The sequence below is a fragment of the Janthinobacterium lividum genome, assembly GCF_034424625.1.
Taxonomy (GTDB): domain Bacteria; phylum Pseudomonadota; class Gammaproteobacteria; order Burkholderiales; family Burkholderiaceae_D; genus Janthinobacterium; species Janthinobacterium lividum.
In genome coordinates this window covers 3,117,184-3,134,742 of record NZ_CP139976.1, presented here as the reverse complement: position 1 = coordinate 3,134,742, position 17,559 = coordinate 3,117,184, and the positions used below count along the sequence as shown (strand labels likewise).

Here is a 17,559-nt window from a genome sequence, read left to right as displayed (position 1 = left end):
TTCCTTGATCAAAATCAGGCGCCCGTGGCGGGCGCGGGAATGGAGATGCCCAGCTGCACGGCCGGACGGGCCGCCACGCGGGCGTACCAGGCGGCCACGTGCGGCCAGTCATCGAGTTCGAAGCCGACGATGCGGGCGATATGCAGCCAGCCGAAGCTGGCGATGTCGGCGATGGAATAGCCGTCGCCGGCCAGGTAGGCGTTGTCCGCCAGGCGGCCATCCATGGTGGCCAGCGCGGCGGTGCACAGCTGGCGAAAGTGCGCCGTGGCGGCCGCATTCGCGCCTCCGCCTGCGATCTCGAAATGCACGCGCTGGCCCAGCATCGGCCCCATGCTGGCCGCGTGGAATTGCAGCCAGGTGATGGCGGCCCAGCGCTGCGCGGGAGCCTTCGGCAGCAGCCGCCCCGTTTTTTCGGCCAGGTACAGCAATATGGCGGCCGATTCAAACACGGTGATGCCCGTCTCGTGGTCGACCAGCACGGGAATGCGCCCGTGCGGATTGAGGGCCAGGAAAGCGGGCAGCCGGTGTTCGCCCTGTTCGATGCGCACATGGCGCAGCCGGTATGGCAAGCCCAGTTCGGCCAGCGCAATCGTGGCTTTGAAACCGTTCGGCGAGCTGTCGGTGTAGAGTTCCATCATGGCGCCGCCTCCTGGCGCGCGGCCTTGCCGGGCAGGATGGCGATGGCGCACGCCAGGCCTGCCACGACCAGGCAGGCGGAAACGAGGATGGCGCTGCTGTAGCCTTGCGCGGCCGTGCCGCCGCCGGCCAGCACGGCGATGCTGACAGCCACGCCCACGGCCAAGCCCACGGCGGACCCGACCTCCTGCGTGGTGGTCAGCATGCCGCCCGCCAGGCCATGGTCCGCTTCCGGCACGCCATCGATGCCGGCCACGGTCCAGGCGGGAAACGCCAGGCCATAGCCGATGCCGGCCAGTACGGTGCCGGGCAGGATGGAGGCGCCCCAGGCAGCCAGCGTGGCCAGCGAACTGCCCAGCATGGCCAGCCCGCCGATGAACAGCAGCATGCCGCCGATGATGACGGGCTTGGTGCCGCAGCGGGCGATCAGGGCCGGGCCGGCCCAGGCGCTGGCCAGGGTAAAGGCGGAGGCCATCGGCAGCAGTCCCAGCCCCGTGCGCGTGGCACTGAAGCCCAGCACTTCCTGCATGGCCAGCGCCACCACGACAAAGGTGGGGCCCAGGGCCGTATTGGCCAGCAGGGAGACGATATTCGCGCCGCCCGTGGAGCGGCGCCGGAAGACGGCCAGCGGCATCAGCGGCGCGGCCACCCGTCCCTCCACCCAGACGAACAGCGCCAGCAGGGCCAGCGCCAGCGCGACCAGGGCAAACGTGAGCGGATGCGCCAGTCCCACATGCTCGCTATTGGCAAAGGCAAACACCAGCGTCGCCGCGCCCGACGCCACCAGCAGCGCACCCCACACATCGAGCGTGCCGCCAGCCGCAGCGCTATCCGCATCGGGCCGGCCCAGGGGCAAGGCCGGCGACAGGGCCAGCACCAGCAAGCCGACGGGCACGTTAATCCACAGCACCCAGCGCCAGCCCAGCATATCCGTGATGAAGCCGCCCAGGATCAGTCCCGCGACAAAGCCGCTGGCCGCCACGGCCGTCCAGGCCCCCAGCGCCCGGTTGCGCTGCGCCGGCTCGGGAAAGACGGCCAGCAGCAGCGAGAACGCGGCCGGCGAAAACATGGCGGCGCCGAAGCCCTGCAGCGCGCGCGTGGCCACCAGCATGGCCGGGCTGTGCGAAAAACCACCGAGCAGCGAGGCGGCCGTGAACAGCAGCAGCCCCGTGATGAAGACGCGGCGGCGGCCAAACATGTCGGCCGCGCGCCCGCCCAGCAGCAGGAAGCCGGCGATGGCCACGCCATACGCATTGATCACCCATTGCAGCCCGCCGGACGTAAAGCCCAGACTCTGCTGGATTTGCGGCAAGGGAATCATGGTGATGGAAAAGTCGAGCAAGGCAACGAATTGCGTGGTGCACAGCAACACCAGGCAAAGTTGCCGATGTGAAAGTAACATGGAGATCCTATCGATATAGTTTTACTCGACGTCAAAAGAACGTCGCATGCCCCTATAATGCGTTTTTCCAGAGCGAAAATGAAACGATGATTTTTCGCGGATAACTATAGAAAAACTATATCGATGAAGCATCCTTTACCGCTCCAGGCGCTGCGCGCCTTTGTCGAAGTGGGCCAGCGCGGCAGCATCAAGGCAGCAGCCGAGGCGCTGCACGTGACGTCCGGCGCCGTCAGCCAGCAGATCCGCCTGCTGGAAGAGCGGGTCGGCATGCCCCTGTTTACGCGCGAACGCCAGGGCTTGCGCCTGACCGAGGCGGGCGCCATGGTCCACCCCGCCCTGCTGGGCGCCTTCGCGCAGATCGCCGGCGCCAGCCAGGCGCTGGAAGACATGGGCGCGCGCCAGACGCTGACCGTCAGTACGGTCGCCACCTTTGCCGCCGCGTGGCTGGTGCCGCGCCTGGGTCGCTTCAACCAGCGCCATCCGCATATCGAGGTGCGCGTGGAAGCGACATCCGCGCTGGTCGACTTGCGCCGCGACCGGGTCGACGTGGCCTTGCGCCACGGCCTGGGCGACTATCCGGGCCTGCAGGTGACGCGATTGATGGCGCCCGTGCTGGTGCCCGTCGCCAGCCCCGCCCTGATGGCGGGCCAGCCGCCCATCGCCACACCGGCCGATTGCCTGCGCTACCCGCTGCTGCACGATACGGACCGCGCCGACTGGCCATTGTGGCTGGCCGCGCATGGCGCCCCGGACGACAGCACGGATGCGGCGCGGGCGCGGCGCGGCTCGGCCTTCGAAGATGATTTTCTATTGATACGCGCGGCCGAGGCGGGCCAGGGCCTGGCCCTGGTGCCGCAGCTGTACGCGCAGGAGGAAATCGCCGCCGGGCGACTGGTGCAAGTGCTGGACTTGCCCTGGCCCGCGCGCTTTGCCTACTACCTGGTGGCGCGGCCCGACGCGGCCACGCGCCCCGCCGTGCAGGCATTCATGGCATGGATCTGCGAGGAAGCGCAGGCAGTGTGCTAGAGCGCATGGCCTGCGGCCACGCACGACACCACGCCGCAGGCGGTGCTGAACGGCGCCGGTACGCCGGCGCGCCCCATGGCGATGCACGTTGCGGCCGGCAGTATGGCCAGCAACAGGGCCAGGTAGCCAATGGCTTTCAGGCGCCGCACGGACGCATTGCCGGCACCCGCGCCAGCCCCGTGTGGATAGCCCTTGCCCGCCTCTTCGCTGCCGCTTGCCGACATTTTCGTATGCATGTCCATCTCCTCTATCCACCGTGAGCGGTCTTGCTTCACTTCTTGCTTAACTACATCTTGCTACATAAATTTATCAAATACAACAAATAAATTCACGAAAAAATCGTTTTTCTTATTCCGCGACCGGCAGAACGATGGGTAAAATAGGTCCCACCATAGTGAAAAATGGTTCACAGCAAGCTTTTCACGCCATCCAGGCCCGAACCCGTATGGATTAAAATTCAATATAATCATTTTAATCGCAATATTCGTTTAAATGACTTTTATTCGAACTGCCATCCAGGTGGCAAGCCGCCTGCCGCACGCATCCGGCCAAACTTGATGTAGATCATAATTTTTTGAACAAGCTCTTGCTACCCTGTAAAAAAATGACAGGAGCCCTGGATGAGCAAGACGCAGCCGAGCGACGCGGAACACAACATTGAACATGAGCGCCTGGGCAGCGCCTGGCAAGGCGTGCCAGTGCCCGACTATCCGGAAAGCGCACCGGAAGGCGCCACCCTGGACCTGCTGCTGAGCGCCTGGCTGGGCAAGTTCACGGGCGGCATTTCGCCTGCCGCGCTGGGCAACGCCTATGCCGACTGGCTCAGCCACCTGGCGCTGGCGCCGTCGAAGCAGCAAACCCTGCTGCAGGAAGCGTGGAAGAAGATCGGCCACTGGCAGCAGTACGCGCTGCAATCGGCGCTGGCCGGCAGCGCCACTGAGCCGCCGTGCATCGCGCCGCTGCCGCAGGACCGGCGCTTCGACGACCCTGCCTGGCGGCGCTGGCCGTACAACCTCGTCTACCAGGGCTTCTTGCTGCAGCAGCAATGGTGGCACCGTGCCACCACGGGCGTGCGCGGCGTCTCGCCGCACCACGAGGACGTCGTCACGTTCACCGTGCGCCAGTGGCTCGACATGCTGGCGCCGTCGAACTTCCTGCTGACCAATCCCGTGGTACAGCAAGCCACCCTCGAGAGCGGCGGCGCCAGCCTGGCGCGCGGCATGGTCCACGCGGCCGACGACTGGCAGCGCGCCGCCATGGGAGCGCATGCCCCCGATGCGCACCGCTACAAGGTGGGCCAGAACCTGGCCGTCACGCCGGGCAAGGTGGTCTACCGCAATGACTTGATCGAATTGATCCAGTACGCTCCCGCCACCGCCAAGGTGCATGCGACGCCGCTGCTGTTCGTGCCCGCCTGGATCATGAAGTTCTATATTCTCGACCTGTCGCCGCACAATTCGCTGGTGCGCTACCTGGTGGGCCAGGGCCACACGGTATTCATGATTTCCTGGAAAAACCCGCTGGAAGAAGACCGCGAGTTGTCGCTGGAAGACTACCGCCAGCTGGGCGTGATGGATGCGCTCGACGCCGTTGCCCGCATCACGGGCGCGCCGCAGGTGCATGCGGCCGGCTACTGCCTGGGCGGCACCCTGCTGGCGATCGCCGCCGCGACGATGGCGCGCGATGGCGATGCGCGCCTGGCCAGCCTCACCATGCTGGCCTCGCAGGTCGACTTCAAGGAGCCGGGCGAACTGTCGCTGTTCATCGACGATAGCCAGGTCAGCTTCCTGGAAGCGGCCATGTGGAAGCAGGGCTACCTCGATACGAAGCAGATGGCGGGCGCCTTCCAGCTGCTGCGCTCGAACGATTTGATCTGGTCGCGCCGCTTGAACCACTACCTGCTGGGACAAGATGAACAGGACAGCGACCTGATGGCCTGGAACGGGGACGCCACGCGCATGCCCTGCCGCATGCATGCGGAATACCTGCGCCGCCTGTTCCTGCACAACGACCTGGCCGAAGGCCGCTACCGCACGGCGGGCCGCCACATCGCCCTGCGCGACATCGACGCGCCCATCTTTGCCGTCGGCACCCTGACGGATCACGTGGCGCCGTGGCGCTCCGTGTATAAACTGCAGCTGCTGACCGACACGGACGTCACCTTTTTGCTCACTTCGGGCGGCCACAATGCGGGCGTCGTCTCGCCGCCGGGCCAGCCGCGCCGCAGCTACCAGCTGGCCACGCACCGCCACGATGCGCCCTATGTCGACGCGGACAGCTGGCAGCGCGACGTGCCGCACCATGACGGTTCGTGGTGGCCCGCCTGGCAAGCGTGGCTGGAAGAACGCGCGGGCGCGCAAGTGGCGCCACCGTCCATGGGGATTGCCCTGGGCGATGCACCGGGCAGCTACGTGCTGCAAACCTGACAACCGACAACCGAGGAAAACGCCATGCCCTATACCACCCTGCTGGTCCACGTCGACAATTCCCGCCACTGCGCCCAGCGCATCCGCCTGGCCGTGCGCCTGGCCGTCGCCGAAGGGGCCCACCTGATCGGTTCGGCCATGAGCGGCATCTCGCGCTACGCGTATGGCGGCGGCGTGAACGCGCTGCAGTTTGCGCCGGCGCAGATGCAGGCGCTGCGCACCCAGGCCAGCGAAGCCTTGCACGACTTCGAGCGCATCGCCCGCGAAGAAGGCCTGGGCGCCTACGAAACGCGCTTCGTCGACGACGATGCGCAAGGCGCGCTGCTGCTGCAGGCGCGCTATTGCGACTTGCTGATCCTGGGCCAGACGGATGCGCAGGATACGCCGTCGCGCGTCATCGCCGGCACGGCCGAATACCTGATGCTGCATTGCGGCCGGCCCGTGCTGATGGTGCCGCACGCGCCTTGCGCCGCGCCAGCGGGCATCGCGCAGCATCCGCTGCTGGCCTGGAACGGCAGCGCCGAAGCGCTGCGCGCCATCACCGATGCGCTGCCGCTGCTGCAACGGGCACAACAAGTCACCCTGGCCGTCGTCAATTCGCACGCCCAGGCGGCCGCGCACGGCGAGCAGCCGGGCGCCGACCTGGCCCTGTATCTGGCGCGCCACGGCGTCAACGTCGAGGTGCTGCAGCACGACACGCCGCCGGGCCAGGACGTGGGAACGGCCCTGCTGGCCATGGCCGCGCAGCGGCGCTGCGATCTGGTCGTGATGGGCTGTTACGGCCACATGCGCCTGCGCGAAGCGCTGCTGGGCGGCGTCACGCGCACCGTGCTGCAGGAGATGACGTTGCCGGTGCTGGTGTCGCACTAGCGCGCAGGCGGGTCCTTCAGCCTTCCTTCACCCGCCCCTCATCTGTACTTCATGCGCGGCGCCGATACTGGCCATGTCCCCGTCCAGCAAGGAGTACCGCATGACCAGAACCACCGATGCCATCCCCCGTTTCCACGCCCGCAGGCGCTTGCTGTTCGGCATGGGCGCCCTGGCGGGCCTGGCTGCCTGTGGCGGCGGCAGCGGGCCGCGCGCTGCGGCGGTGATCGACCGGCAGATCGGCGTCGCCCCCGGCGTCAGCCTGCACGTGCGCGACTGGCGCAGCGCGACCGACAGCGAGACCGATGTCATCGTCCTGCAGGCCGGCCTGGGCGCCAATGCGCACGCCTTTGACAGCCTGGCGCCCGCGCTGGCGCGCCGCCACCGCGTGCTGGCCGTCACGCGGCGCGGCTATGGCGCCTCCAGCAAGCCGCTGCCCGTCAACGACGCCAACGATATGACGTATGCCCCCGCCACCCTGGTGGCCGACCTGCTGGCCGTGCTGGACGCACTGAAGGTTCAACGCATCATCCTGGCCGGCCATTCCATCGCCGGCAACGAACTGACCCTGTTCGCCGGCAGCCACCCGCAGCGCGTGCGGGGACTCGTCTATATGGACACGACCTTCGATTACCTGGCCAGCGGCGGCTATGAGGAACCCCAGCCCACGCCCTTCGACGAACCGCCACCTGGCCCGGCCGACCTGGCATCGCTGGACGCCTCGATCGCCTATGCCAGGCGCATCAACAAGCAATGGTGGCCGGCGTTGGAAGCGAACTGGCGCGACGCCCTGGAAGTGCTGCCCGGCGGCGCCGTGCGGCCGAATACCCCGCCCGCCATCGCCAGGGCCATGGACATGGCCGCGCACAATTTTTCGCCCGACTACCGCCGCGTGCGCGCGCCGGCGCTGGTCGTCACCGTCGATCCCGGCACCTTGCGCAACCTGTTTCCATGGCTGCTGCAAGCCGATCCCGCCACCCAGGCCGACGCGCAAGCGCTGCTGGACTTTATCCGCCCGCTGCGCCTGGCCGACGGCGACCGCCTGGCCGCCGCCCTGCCCGGCAGCAGCCATCTGGTGATACGCAACGGCTTCCACAGCGATTTCTTCATCGAATACGAGAGCACGGTGGTCGGCGCCATCGAGGCCATGCGCTGGGAAGGTCTACAATGAGCGTGCACCTGCCCGCCGCGCGCTTGCCTTGAGGCACGCACGCGGCCTACGCTGTTTTCCTACACCACAAGGAGTTCCGCATGAGCCAGCAAGCCACCATCGTCCTCGTCCACGGTTTCTGGGGCGGCGCCGCCCACTGGAGCCGCGTCATCCTCGAATTGCGGCGCCAGGGCCACACGGCCATCCGCGCCGTCGAACTGCCCCTGACGTCGCTGGCCGACGACGCCGAGCGCACGCGCAAGATGGTGGCGCAGGTCGATGGCCCGGTATTACTGGTAGGACACTCCTACGGCGGCGCCGTCATCAGCGTGGCCGGCAATGCGCCGAATGTGGTCGGCCTCGTGTACATCGCCGCCTTCGCGCCTGACGCGGGCGAAAGCCCGGGCAGCATCACGCAGGAACACCCGCCCATCGGCGCGGCCAATCTGGAAGGCGACAGCGACGGCTACCTGTGGGTCAAGCCCGGGCAATACCATGACAGCTTTTGCCAGGACCTCGACGCGGAAGAAGGTGCCGTGCTGGGCGTGGTGCAGAAAGCGCCGCTGGCCAGCACCTTCGGCGACACCGTCAGCGACCCGGCCTGGAAGCATAAACCCAGCTGGTACCAGATTTCCACTGCCGACCGCATGATTGCCCCCGTCAACCAGGAGCGCATGGCGGCGCGCCTGCAGGCGCGCAAAGTCATCACGCTCAACGCCAGCCACGCCTCGCTGGCCTCGCGTCCCGTGGAAGTGGCGGCGCTGATACTGGAGGCGGCAAGCGCGCTGGCCGCAGCGTAAGCCTGCCGGCTACAGCCAGCCTTCGCGCTTCAGGCGCCGGTGCAGCCAGTAGCAGCCGGCGATGATGACGACGATCACGGCCGGATAGCTGCCGCGCCACTTCAGTTCCGGCATGAATTCGAAGTTCATGCCGTACAGGCTGAAGACCATGGTGGGCACGGCCAGGATGGCGGCCCAGGCGGCCAGGCGCTTGACGACCTCGTTCTGGCGGATCGAAATTTGCCCCAGCGCCACCTGCATGGCTGAATTGACCAGTTCGCGCATCTGCCCCGCCGTGTGCGTGACCCGTTTGACGTGGTCGAGAATGTCGCGGTAATAGATGCGGTTTTCCTTGGGCACGATGTCGCCATGGAAACGGATCAGCTGGGTGCAGATGTCATGCAGGGGATTGACGGCCGCGTCGAGCTTCAGCAGTTCCGTCTTGAGCTGGTAGAAATCCTGCAGCTTGTCTTCGCTCAAGCTGGGCTTGAAGAGCTGCAGCTCATGGTGCTGGAAGCGGGCCTGCAAATGGTCGATGCAGGGCTGGTACTGGTCGACGATGAAATCGATGATGGAATACAGCACGTAGCCAGGGCCGCTAGCCAGCTTCTCGGGCATGCTTTCCTTGCGCTCACGCAACTTCGCATAGCCGGCAGAGGCGCCGTGGCGCACCGTGATGATGAAGCGGGGGCCGAGAAAGACGTGGGTTTCGCCATAGACGATGGCCTCGCCGTCCAGGGTCGCCGTGTGCATCACCATGAACAGGGTGTCGCCGTATTCTTCCAGCTTGGGCCGCTCGTGCGCGCCCTGCGCATCTTCGACGGCCAGTTCGTGCAAGCCGAAAGCCGTTTGCAGCGCCTGCATGGCCGTGACGTCGGGGCTGGCCAGGCCGATCCACACGAAACAATCGGGATCGCCGAGGAAGTCGCCCACCTTGTCGATATCGAAATGGGCGATCTTCCTGCCATCGCGATAGGCTTCGCCATTGACGACGGCGGCGTGGGTACTCAAGTCCATGGTGATTTTCAAAGAATGGCGGCAGTGCCGGGGGGCCAGTATAGCGGAAAGAGCATGATTGCCATGCCAATCCGGCTGCCGCATTGACATTCAGGCACGCCAATGTAAAATGAGAACCATTCGCATTCAAGAAGAACCTGCACTTGCCGGCGGCCTGGGGGAACTTCAGCGCCAACCTGGAGTGTATCGTGACGTCTGCCGTATCCCCCGCCGCCGATCCTGTCGCACTGCTGTATGGCCAGCACCATCCGTGGCTGCTGCGCTGGCTGCGCGGCAAATTGTCCTGTACGGATCACGCGGCCGACCTGGCGCAGGATACCTTCGTCAAGCTGCTGGCCACGCCCGGCGAGCGCGCCGTCACCCTGCGCGAGCCGCGCGCCTACCTGACCACCGTGGCGCGCCGCCTGCTGATCGACCATTACCGCCGCCAGTCGCTGGAACAGGCATGGCTGGCCACCCTGGCGCAGCTGCCCGCCCCCGTCACGCCGTCGGCGGAAGACCGCTTGCTGATCCTGGAAACCCTGCACCAGATCGACGCCATGCTCGACGGCCTGGGGGCAAAGGTGCGCACGGCCTTCCTGCTGTCGCAGCTGGAAGGCATGGCGTATGCGGACATCGCCGCGCGCCTGAACGTCAGCGAGCGCACCGTCAAGCGCTACATGGTGCAGGCGTTCGAACAATGCATCCTGCTGCTGGCCTGACATGAGCGCGGCCCTCGATGCGCGCGCCGCGCGCGAAGCGGCGCACTGGATGATGCGCCTGCAAGGCGGCGAACTGGACGCTGCCGCGCAACAGGGGCTGGCCCGCTGGCGCGCCGCCCACCCCGACCATGAAACGGCGTGGCAGCGCGCCGAGCAAGTGTGCCGCACCTTTGGCATGCTGCCTCCGCCGCTGGCCATGCCCTTGTCCAGGCAAGTGCTGGACCGTCCGGCCCGCGCGCAGCGCCGCGCCATCCTGAAGACCCTGGCCGTGCTGATCGTCGCCGGCCCAGCCGGCTGGGCCATGCTGCGCGTGGCGCCATGGCAAGCCTGGACGGCCGAGCTGCGCACGGCGACAGGCGAAATCCGCCACCTCACCCTGGCCGATGGCAGCGAACTCAGCCTGAATACGGCCAGCGCCGCCGACATCGTTTTCAGCGACGCGCTGCGCCTGGTCCAGCTGCGCGGCGGAGAGATACACGTGGCGACCAGCCCCGATCCCCTCGGGCGTCCCTTCATCGTGCGCACCAGCAACGGCAGCGTCCGCGCCCTCGGCACGCGCTTCACGGTGCGCCAGGAGGACCGTCTGCTGGGCGCGCGTACCCACGTGGCCGTCTCGCAGGGCGCCGTGGAAGTGCGGCCCGCCGAAGGCCAGCCCGTCATCGTGCAGGCGGGCTGGCAAGCCAGTTTCGATGAAACGGCCGCCGGCGCGCCGCAGCCGCTGGCGCCGCATGCGTCCGCGTGGCTCAAGGGCCTGCTGTACGCGGACGACACGCCGCTGGACCAGGTGCTGGCGCAGCTGGCCCGCTACCGCCACGGCGTGGTGCGCTGCGATCCGGCCGTGGCGCGGCTGAGGGTGTCGGGCGTGTACCAGCTGCGCGACACGGACGCCCTGCTGGCCCTGCTGCAAGCGTCGCTGCCCATCCGCGTAAGGCGCCACAGCCGTTGGTGGATTTCCGTCGGGCCCGCATAAAAATTTTTGAGAACAATGTCCCTTTCCGTCATGTGCCCCGTCAATCCACACAGGACCAACACATGAACGAAGGGAAACAAGCAATGAAGCACTACCGCCACACCAGCATTACCCTGGCCCTGCTGGGCAGCCTGGCCTTGAGCGCGCCCGCATCCGCCCAGCAGCAACCGCAGCAGGCGCCCGCGCGCCACTACCAGGTGGCCGCCGGCCCCCTCGGCGCCGTCCTGTCCGCGTTTGCGTCCGACGCCGGGGTCAGCATTTCCGGCGCCGCCAGCCTGTATGCGGGCTTGAACAGCCGCGGCTTGAACGGCAACTACCAGGTGGCCGACGGTTTCGCCCGCCTGCTCGATGGCAGCGGCCTATACGCTGTCGACCAGGGCGGTGGCCACTACGCCGTGCGCAGGCTGCCATCGGCGGCCGACGCGGCCACCCTGCCCGGCATCGCCGTGCGCGCCACGGCCGAGCGCAGCACGAGCACGGAAGGCACGGGCTCGTACACGACGCCGGCCACGGCCAGCGCCACGGGCCTGGTGCTGTCGCTGCGCGAGACGCCGCAATCGGTCAGCGTCATCACGCGCCAGCGCATGGACGACCAGGACTTGCTGACGGTGCGCGACGTGCTGCGCAATACGCCCGGCATCGCCGTCAACCAGTTCGACACGGAACGCAGCACGTTTTCCGCGCGCGGCTTCGACGTCGACAATTTCCAGTACGACGGCGTGCCCACCACCTATAAGGTGCAGTATTCGGGCGGCGAATCGGAAATGGATTCGCTGATCTATGACCGCGTGGAGGTGACGCGCGGCGCCACGGGCTTGCTGACGGGCGCCGGCTACCCGTCGGCCTCGATCAACCTGCTGCGCAAGCGGGCCAGCGCCAGGCAATTCGAAGGGCAATGGTCGCTGGCGGCCGGCTCGTGGCGCGATTACCGGGGCACGCTCGACCTGGCCACGCCGCTGAACGGGGACGGCTCCGTGCGCGGCCGGGTGGCGGGCGCCTGGCAAGACCGCAAGTCGTTTACCAATGGCTATTCGAACCAGCGCCAGCTCGTCTACGCCACCGTCGAGGCGGACCTGGCGCCCGGCACCGTGGCCATGCTGGGCGCCAGCTACCAGAAGAACGACCCGAAAGGCAGCAACTGGGGCGGCTTCCCCCTGTGGTACAGCGACGGCTCGCGCACCGATTTCGACCGTTCCGTAACGACGGCGCCCCGCTGGGCCGCCTGGGCCACGGAACAGACGAATGTGCACGCCACGCTGGAACACGCGCTGGGCCAGGGTTGGAAAGCGCAGGCGCAAGCCATGTACAGCAAGCATACGGAAGACACGCCGCTGGTATTCCTGGCGGAACGGCCCGATAGAATCACGGGCCTGGGCATGCTCGGCTATCCGAACCGCTACATCGGCGCGCGCGACCAAAGCAGCGCCGACGTGAAGCTGTCCGGGCCATTTACCCTGGGCGGACGCCAGCATGAAATCATCGTCGGCGCCAATTACACGGTGCAGCACGCCGAGTTCAGCGTCAAGGAAGCGCTCGACCCTGAACCGATCGGCAATTTCCTCGCCTGGGATGGCAGCTACCCGCAGCCGGCCTGGGGCGAACTCGTGCTGTCGGAAAAATACACGACCAAGCAATATGGCGCCTACGGCGCGGCGCGGCTGAATCTTGCCGAGCACACCAGGCTGATCCTCGGCGGGCGTTTGAGCCGCTGGGACAAGGACCGCATCGGCTTTGACGGCAGCGCCCGCTTTGCCTTCGCCAAGAGCAAGTTCGTGCCCTACGCGGGCGTGGTGATCGATCTCAATGAGACGTATTCGGCATATGCCAGCTACACGGACATCTTCCGCCCGCAGGAAAACCAGGACCGCGCGGGCGCCTGGCTGGACCCGCTGACGGGGCAAAGCATGGAAGTGGGCTTGAAGGGCGAACTGGCCGGGGGCCGGGCCAACGGTTCCATCGGCATCTTTGAAATCAAGCAGGACAAGCTGGCCCAGCCGGACGGCGCGCACCGGGTTCCCGGCACCACCACGCAAGCATATTATGCGGCACGGGGCGCCACCAGCCGCGGCATCGAGGGGGAATTGTCGGGCCGCCTGGCGCCGGGCTGGAACGTGACTGCCAGCGCCAGCCACTTCCGCGCCAGGGACCGCGAGCAGCAGGACATCAACACCCTGTCTCCACGCTCGACGGCGCGATTATTTACCACGTGGAAAGTACGCCCCGACCTCACCGTGGGCGGCGGCGTCAACTGGCAAAGCAAGTTCTACTTTGACGACGAGGGCCCGAACGGCAAGGAAAGAGTGACGCAGGAAGCCTACAGCACGGTGAGCCTGATGGCCACGTACCAGCTGTCGCGCCAGCTGACGGCCCAGCTGAACGTGGAAAACGCGCTGGACAAGAAATACATCAACATCAACACCTATGCGCAAGGCACGTATGGCGTGCCGCGCAGTGTCAGGGGGACGTTGACCTACCGCTTCTAATGCGCATGCAGGCCGGGCGGCATGCGCCCGGTCTGCGCTGACTACACATCAATAGCGGTAACTCAAGCTCAGCATCGCATTGCGCGGATCGCCATAGCTGACCCGGCGACCCGTGCTGATGCCATAGTAAGTGCGGTCGCCCAGATTATTGAGGTTGAGCGACACGGCCAGGCGGTCGGAGATCTGGTAGCGCGCCATGGCGTCGAAGACGGCATACGAGCCCTGGTGCACAGTGGTGGTGCCGCCGCGCACGGCCCGGGTTTTCTGCCAGGTGTGCGATTGCCAGCGGGCGCCGCCGCCCACCGTCAGGCGCGGCATCGGCTGCCAGGTGCTGTACAGGCTGAGCTGGTCTTCCGGCGCCAGCGTGTTGACCTTGCCGCTGGCGTCGCGCGCGATCTTGTGCGTGTAGCCGGCCTGCAACTGCCAGCCCGGCATGAGCTGGCCCGACACTTCCAGTTCCACGCCGCGCGAACGCACGCCGTCGATGGCGCGGTAGGCATCCATGCCCGTCACCTTGTTGACCTCGTCAACGTATTCCGCGTAGTTATCCTGGCGCACCTCGAAGGCGGCCGCGCTGGCGTTCAGGCGGCCATTCAGGAACACGCCCTTCACGCCCGCCTCGATATTCTTGCCCAGCATCGGGTCCAGAGTCTTGTTGTCGACGTCGCGGCTGTTTTGCGGACTGAAGATATCGCTGTAGCTGGCAAACGCCGTCAGATCCGGCGCAAAATCCCAGGTCAGGCCCGCATACGGCGTGAAGATCGACGACTCATCGATGTCGGCCGTGGGATTGACGTAGGACGACAGGCGCCCGCCCACGATCACGTGCACGCCCTGCGGCAGCGAAAAGCGGCCCGTCGCATACACGGCCTTCTGACGGATGACTTCGCGGGCCGTGTCCAGCTCCCATTTTGGCTCAGCCACGATGCCCCGGTAGGTATAAATATTGTCGACCTTGATGAAGGAATACGGGCTGAAGACGTCGTCCGACTGCTTGCGGTAGGCGTTCGCGCCCACCACCAGCTCATGCGTGCGGCCCAGCAGGGTGAACGGGCCCTTGGCGTACATGTCCAGGCCATTGCTGGTGGCGTCGCTGTTGTACTGGCGCGCCGTGACGGACGTGCCGCTGCCGTCCGCCTTCGGGAAGCCGTCAAGATAGGCGACGGGCGCATACAGCGCATTGGCCTGGTGGATCAGGCGCAAATTGGCCAGCCAGCCATTGTCAAACGTGTGCTCGAGCGAGGCGAAGACGGATTTGGCTTCCGTCTGCTGCGTGCTCCAGGTGGGCGCGCCGTTGAACGAACGGGGCATGGTGAAGCGCTTGCCGTCCGCGTCGAACAGGGGCGCGCCACCCCAGTCGCTATTGCGCGGCACCGTGTGCTGATAGTCGGCGCCCACGGTCAGCAAAGTGCGCGGCGACAGATCCGCTTCCAGCGTGCCATACGCCAGTTCGGAGCGGCGCTGGTAGCGGTCGACAAAGGAATGCTTGTCCTGGTACGAAGCCACGGCGCGCGCGCGCACGCTGCCGCTGTCGTTCAGGGGGCCGCCCACATCGACCATGCCGCGGTAATTGCTCCACGATCCAGCCGACAGGTCGGCCAGCGCGCGCAGTTCGCGCGTGGGCTTCTTGCGGATCAGGTTGACGGTGGCGCCCGGCGTGCCGGCACCGCTCATCAGCGCATTCGCGCCTTTCAGCACCTCGACCCGGTCGTACAGATCCATGTTGGCCAGGGACTCGCCCAGGTTCAGCGAGGCGTCGCGCGTCCACGGCAAGCCGTCGTAGCTGAAATTGTCGAGCGAAAAACCGCGCGCATAATAGATCGTGCGCTCGCTGTCGATGTGCTGCACGTACACGCCGGGCGTGTGGCTGAGCACCTCGCTGAGCTGCACCAGGCCGAAATCGTCCATCTGCTGGCGCGTGACGACGCTGACCGCGTGCGGCGTCTCGCGCGGCGACAGCACCAGGCGGTTGGCCGTGCTGACCGCGCCCGTCGTGTACGAGCCCGTGTCTTCCGTCACCTGGCCCAGGTAATTGGTGGTGATGAGCACTTCCGGCATGGTCGCTTCCGGCTGGGCGGCGGAAGCTTGTGGTGCGGCTGCTTGTACCGTATAGACGCCGCTACCGGTCTTGAGCAGGGCCAGCTGCGTGCCCTGCAAGGCGCGGCGCAAGGCTTGCTCTGCCGTGAAATCGCCCTGCACGGCCGCCCCGCTGACGCCGCGCGCCAGGTCCGCATCGATGGAGATGCGCACGCCGCCACGGCTGGCAATGGCGATCAGGCTGGCGTTCAGGGGCTGGGACGGCACGTCATAGCGCACGGTGGCTGGCGCGATCTGGACCGATGGCGTCTGCGCCAGGACGGCAGGCACGGCGCAGGAAAGTAACATTACAGCCAGGGGAATCTGGCGCATCAACAATGGTGGCATGCTGGGACTCTATCTTGGTGGTGAAGGAAAAGTGGGGCTACACCAGGTATGAGCCGCGACGCGCCAAAAGTGACAGTGCTGGCGCAAAAATATTTCAGCTTGCCTTCAGATCCAGCCCCGTCCACCAGCCGCCGGGGCCCTGGCGCAAGGTCACGGGCAGGGTTTCGGCCAGCGCCAGCAAGGTGGCACCGCTGTCGTCGAGCGAGTAATTACCCGACACGCGCAGCGCCGCGGCCGCCGGCGTGATGTCGATATAGCCGTGGCGGTAGGGACGCAAGGCGGCCACCACTTCGCCCAGCGGCTGGTCGACGGCCAGCAGCATGCCCTGCTCCCACGCCGTCGCCGGCCCTGCCGCCATGCCGGGCAACATGGTCAGGCGGTCCTCGTCAAACCGCGCCGCCTGGCCCTGACGCAGCACGCGCGCCAGGCCTTTGCCGGCCGGGCGCACTTCGAGCTCTCCCTGCACGGCCAGCGCGACGGTGCCCAGCGCTTCGCGCCGCAACATCAGTTCGCTGCCCAGCGCCGTCACCGTGCCGTGCGTGCTGCGCAGCAGGAAGGGATGGGCGCTTGCCGGCTGCGCCACGCGGGCCAGCAGCTGTCCCTGGCGCAAGGTGACTTGCCGGTGTTCATGGGTAACGTCCGTGTCGGCAGAAGAACGGGCATCCAAGGTCAGCACACTGCCGTCGGCCAGCGCAAAGCGGCCCCGTTTGGCCGTGGCCGTATGCAGGTCCGCGCTCCAGTCCGGCAAAAACGGGCTGCCGCGCAGCAGCCAGGCGCCGCCGAATGCCGCGCCCGCCAGGCACAGGGCGCCCTGCAGCAGCTGGCGCCGCTTGTTGTCGTGTTGCGCGGCGCGCGCCAGGGTTTGCCCGACGGTCCCCGCCCCGCCCGCCGCCTGCAGCGGGCCGACGCTATGCTCGACGGCGCGTCCCAGGGTATGCCACGCGGCTGCATGGCGCGCATCGGCGGCCAGCCAGTGGATGAAGGCCTGGCGCTGGCCCTCGTCCGCCTCGCCCGAGCTGAGCTCGACCAGCCAGCCGATGGCCGCATCCTGTACCGCAGGGGACATGCTCATGCCGCATCCGCCGCGGCCAGGCAGCAGCGCAAGCCTTGCGCCATATACTGGCGCACCATGCTGGCCGACACGCCCAGTTCAACAGCGATCTGCGCATACGTGAGGCCATCGAGCTGGCTCATCAGGAAAGCGCTGCGCGCCTTGCTAGACAAGGTATCGAGGGCGCGCGACAGGCGCTCCAGCGCTTCGAGCAGCACGGCACGCTCTTCCGGCGATGGCTGGACCGCGTCCGGCAGCTGCGCCAGGGTGTCGATGTACGCCTGCTCGATATCGCGCCGCCGCCATTGCTGCAGCAAGATGCTTTTCGCCACCGTCGTCAGGTAGGCGCGCGGCTCGCGGATGGCGGCCAGGCGCCCCGCATGCAATACGCGCAGAAACGTTTCAGAAGTGACATCTTCCGCCTCGGCCCGGTTACGCAAGCGCAACAGCAAGCGCTGCAGCAGCCAGCCCTGGTGGCCCGTGAAGAGGCTGGCGGCCAGGGTCGTGTCATTCGAAGGGAAAGGCAAGGCAGACAAGAGCGGATCCGGCGACTTTAATGATAATGATTCTCATTATATTGCAGAGACCGGAAGATGTCGCGCAATTTTGCTATGCTTATTGACCTGC

15 protein-coding genes are annotated in these 17,559 nt (G+C 66.7%); 8 read left to right on the top strand and 7 right to left on the bottom strand.

All coding sequences use genetic code 11. From position 1 onward, the window contains the following. Positions 1–14 precede the first annotated feature (14 nt). Positions 15–638: a glutathione S-transferase family protein gene (locus tag U0004_RS14220; protein ID WP_070256391.1), complete on the bottom strand. Its 624-nt coding sequence runs from the start codon at positions 636–638 to the stop codon at positions 15–17. Continuing rightward, complete coding sequence (locus U0004_RS14215; protein WP_070256394.1) at positions 635–2,038, bottom strand: MFS transporter; 1,404 nt, start codon at positions 2,036–2,038, stop codon at positions 635–637. The genes U0004_RS14220 and U0004_RS14215 overlap by 4 nt, the downstream gene beginning before the upstream one ends. Before the next feature lie 123 nt (positions 2,039–2,161). Here U0004_RS14215 and gcvA point away from each other — a divergent pair, with 123 nt between their 5' ends. After that, positions 2,162–3,064, top strand: a complete 903-nt coding sequence (gene gcvA, locus U0004_RS14210; RefSeq protein WP_070256397.1) for a transcriptional regulator GcvA — start codon at positions 2,162–2,164, stop codon at positions 3,062–3,064. On the opposite strand, the gene U0004_RS14205 is transcribed toward gcvA, so the two are convergent. Further along, on the bottom strand, positions 3,061–3,300 hold the full coding sequence (locus U0004_RS14205; protein ID WP_139144139.1) for a hypothetical protein: 240 nt from the start codon (positions 3,298–3,300) through the stop codon (positions 3,061–3,063). The two genes, gcvA and U0004_RS14205, sit on opposite strands and share 4 nt — an antisense overlap. A gap of 384 nt (positions 3,301–3,684) precedes the next feature. Here U0004_RS14205 and U0004_RS14200 point away from each other — a divergent pair, with 384 nt between their 5' ends. From U0004_RS14200 to U0004_RS14185, 4 genes are all read left to right on the top strand, one after another. Continuing rightward, the gene (locus U0004_RS14200; protein WP_081345611.1) at positions 3,685–5,490 is read left to right on the top strand and encodes a PHA/PHB synthase family protein; all 1,806 of its coding nucleotides are present in this window, start codon (positions 3,685–3,687) and stop codon (positions 5,488–5,490) included. Between the two features lie 24 nt (positions 5,491–5,514). Then, the gene (locus U0004_RS14195) at positions 5,515–6,360 is read left to right on the top strand and encodes a universal stress protein (protein ID WP_070256399.1); all 846 of its coding nucleotides are present in this window, start codon (positions 5,515–5,517) and stop codon (positions 6,358–6,360) included. Positions 6,361–6,460: 100 nt separating this feature from the next. Beyond that, on the top strand, positions 6,461–7,528 hold the full coding sequence (locus tag U0004_RS14190) for an alpha/beta hydrolase (RefSeq protein ID WP_167468657.1): 1,068 nt from the start codon (positions 6,461–6,463) through the stop codon (positions 7,526–7,528). Between the two features lie 80 nt (positions 7,529–7,608). Then, complete coding sequence (locus U0004_RS14185; RefSeq protein WP_070256403.1) at positions 7,609–8,307, top strand: alpha/beta hydrolase; 699 nt, start codon at positions 7,609–7,611, stop codon at positions 8,305–8,307. A gap of 9 nt (positions 8,308–8,316) precedes the next feature. Here U0004_RS14185 and U0004_RS14180 read toward each other — a convergent pair whose 3' ends face one another. Next, complete coding sequence (locus U0004_RS14180) at positions 8,317–9,303, bottom strand: magnesium and cobalt transport protein CorA (RefSeq protein ID WP_070256405.1); 987 nt, start codon at positions 9,301–9,303, stop codon at positions 8,317–8,319. Positions 9,304–9,491: 188 nt separating this feature from the next. On the opposite strand from U0004_RS14180, the gene U0004_RS14175 reads away from it, so the two are divergent. The 3 genes from U0004_RS14175 to U0004_RS14165 all read left to right on the top strand — a co-directional run bounded on the left by U0004_RS14175 (position 9,492) and on the right by U0004_RS14165 (position 13,457). Beyond that, complete coding sequence (locus U0004_RS14175) at positions 9,492–10,004, top strand: sigma-70 family RNA polymerase sigma factor (protein WP_070256564.1); 513 nt, start codon at positions 9,492–9,494, stop codon at positions 10,002–10,004. Position 10,005: 1 nt separating this feature from the next. After that, positions 10,006–10,974 carry a FecR domain-containing protein gene (locus tag U0004_RS14170; protein WP_070256407.1) on the top strand — a complete coding sequence of 323 codons (969 nt, stop codon included), beginning with the start codon at positions 10,006–10,008 and terminating at the stop codon, positions 10,972–10,974. Between the two features lie 62 nt (positions 10,975–11,036). Next, complete coding sequence (locus tag U0004_RS14165; RefSeq protein ID WP_231958223.1) at positions 11,037–13,457, top strand: TonB-dependent siderophore receptor; 2,421 nt, start codon at positions 11,037–11,039, stop codon at positions 13,455–13,457. 48 nt (positions 13,458–13,505) lie between these two features. Here U0004_RS14165 and U0004_RS14160 read toward each other — a convergent pair whose 3' ends face one another. The 3 genes from U0004_RS14160 to U0004_RS14150 all read right to left on the bottom strand — a co-directional run bounded on the left by U0004_RS14160 (position 13,506) and on the right by U0004_RS14150 (position 17,468). Continuing rightward, positions 13,506–15,881, bottom strand: coding sequence for a TonB-dependent siderophore receptor (locus tag U0004_RS14160; protein ID WP_070256409.1), 2,376 nt, complete (start codon positions 15,879–15,881; stop codon positions 13,506–13,508). A 94-nt stretch (positions 15,882–15,975) separates the two neighbouring features. Beyond that, positions 15,976–16,953 (bottom strand): FecR family protein, encoded by a 978-nt coding sequence (locus U0004_RS14155; RefSeq protein ID WP_081345614.1) that lies wholly within the window; start codon positions 16,951–16,953, stop codon positions 15,976–15,978. Beyond that, a complete protein-coding gene (locus U0004_RS14150; RefSeq protein ID WP_052140645.1) occupies positions 16,950–17,468 on the bottom strand; it encodes a sigma-70 family RNA polymerase sigma factor in 519 nt (172 codons plus the stop codon). The genes U0004_RS14155 and U0004_RS14150 overlap by 4 nt, the downstream gene beginning before the upstream one ends. Positions 17,469–17,559: the final 91 nt, after the last annotated feature.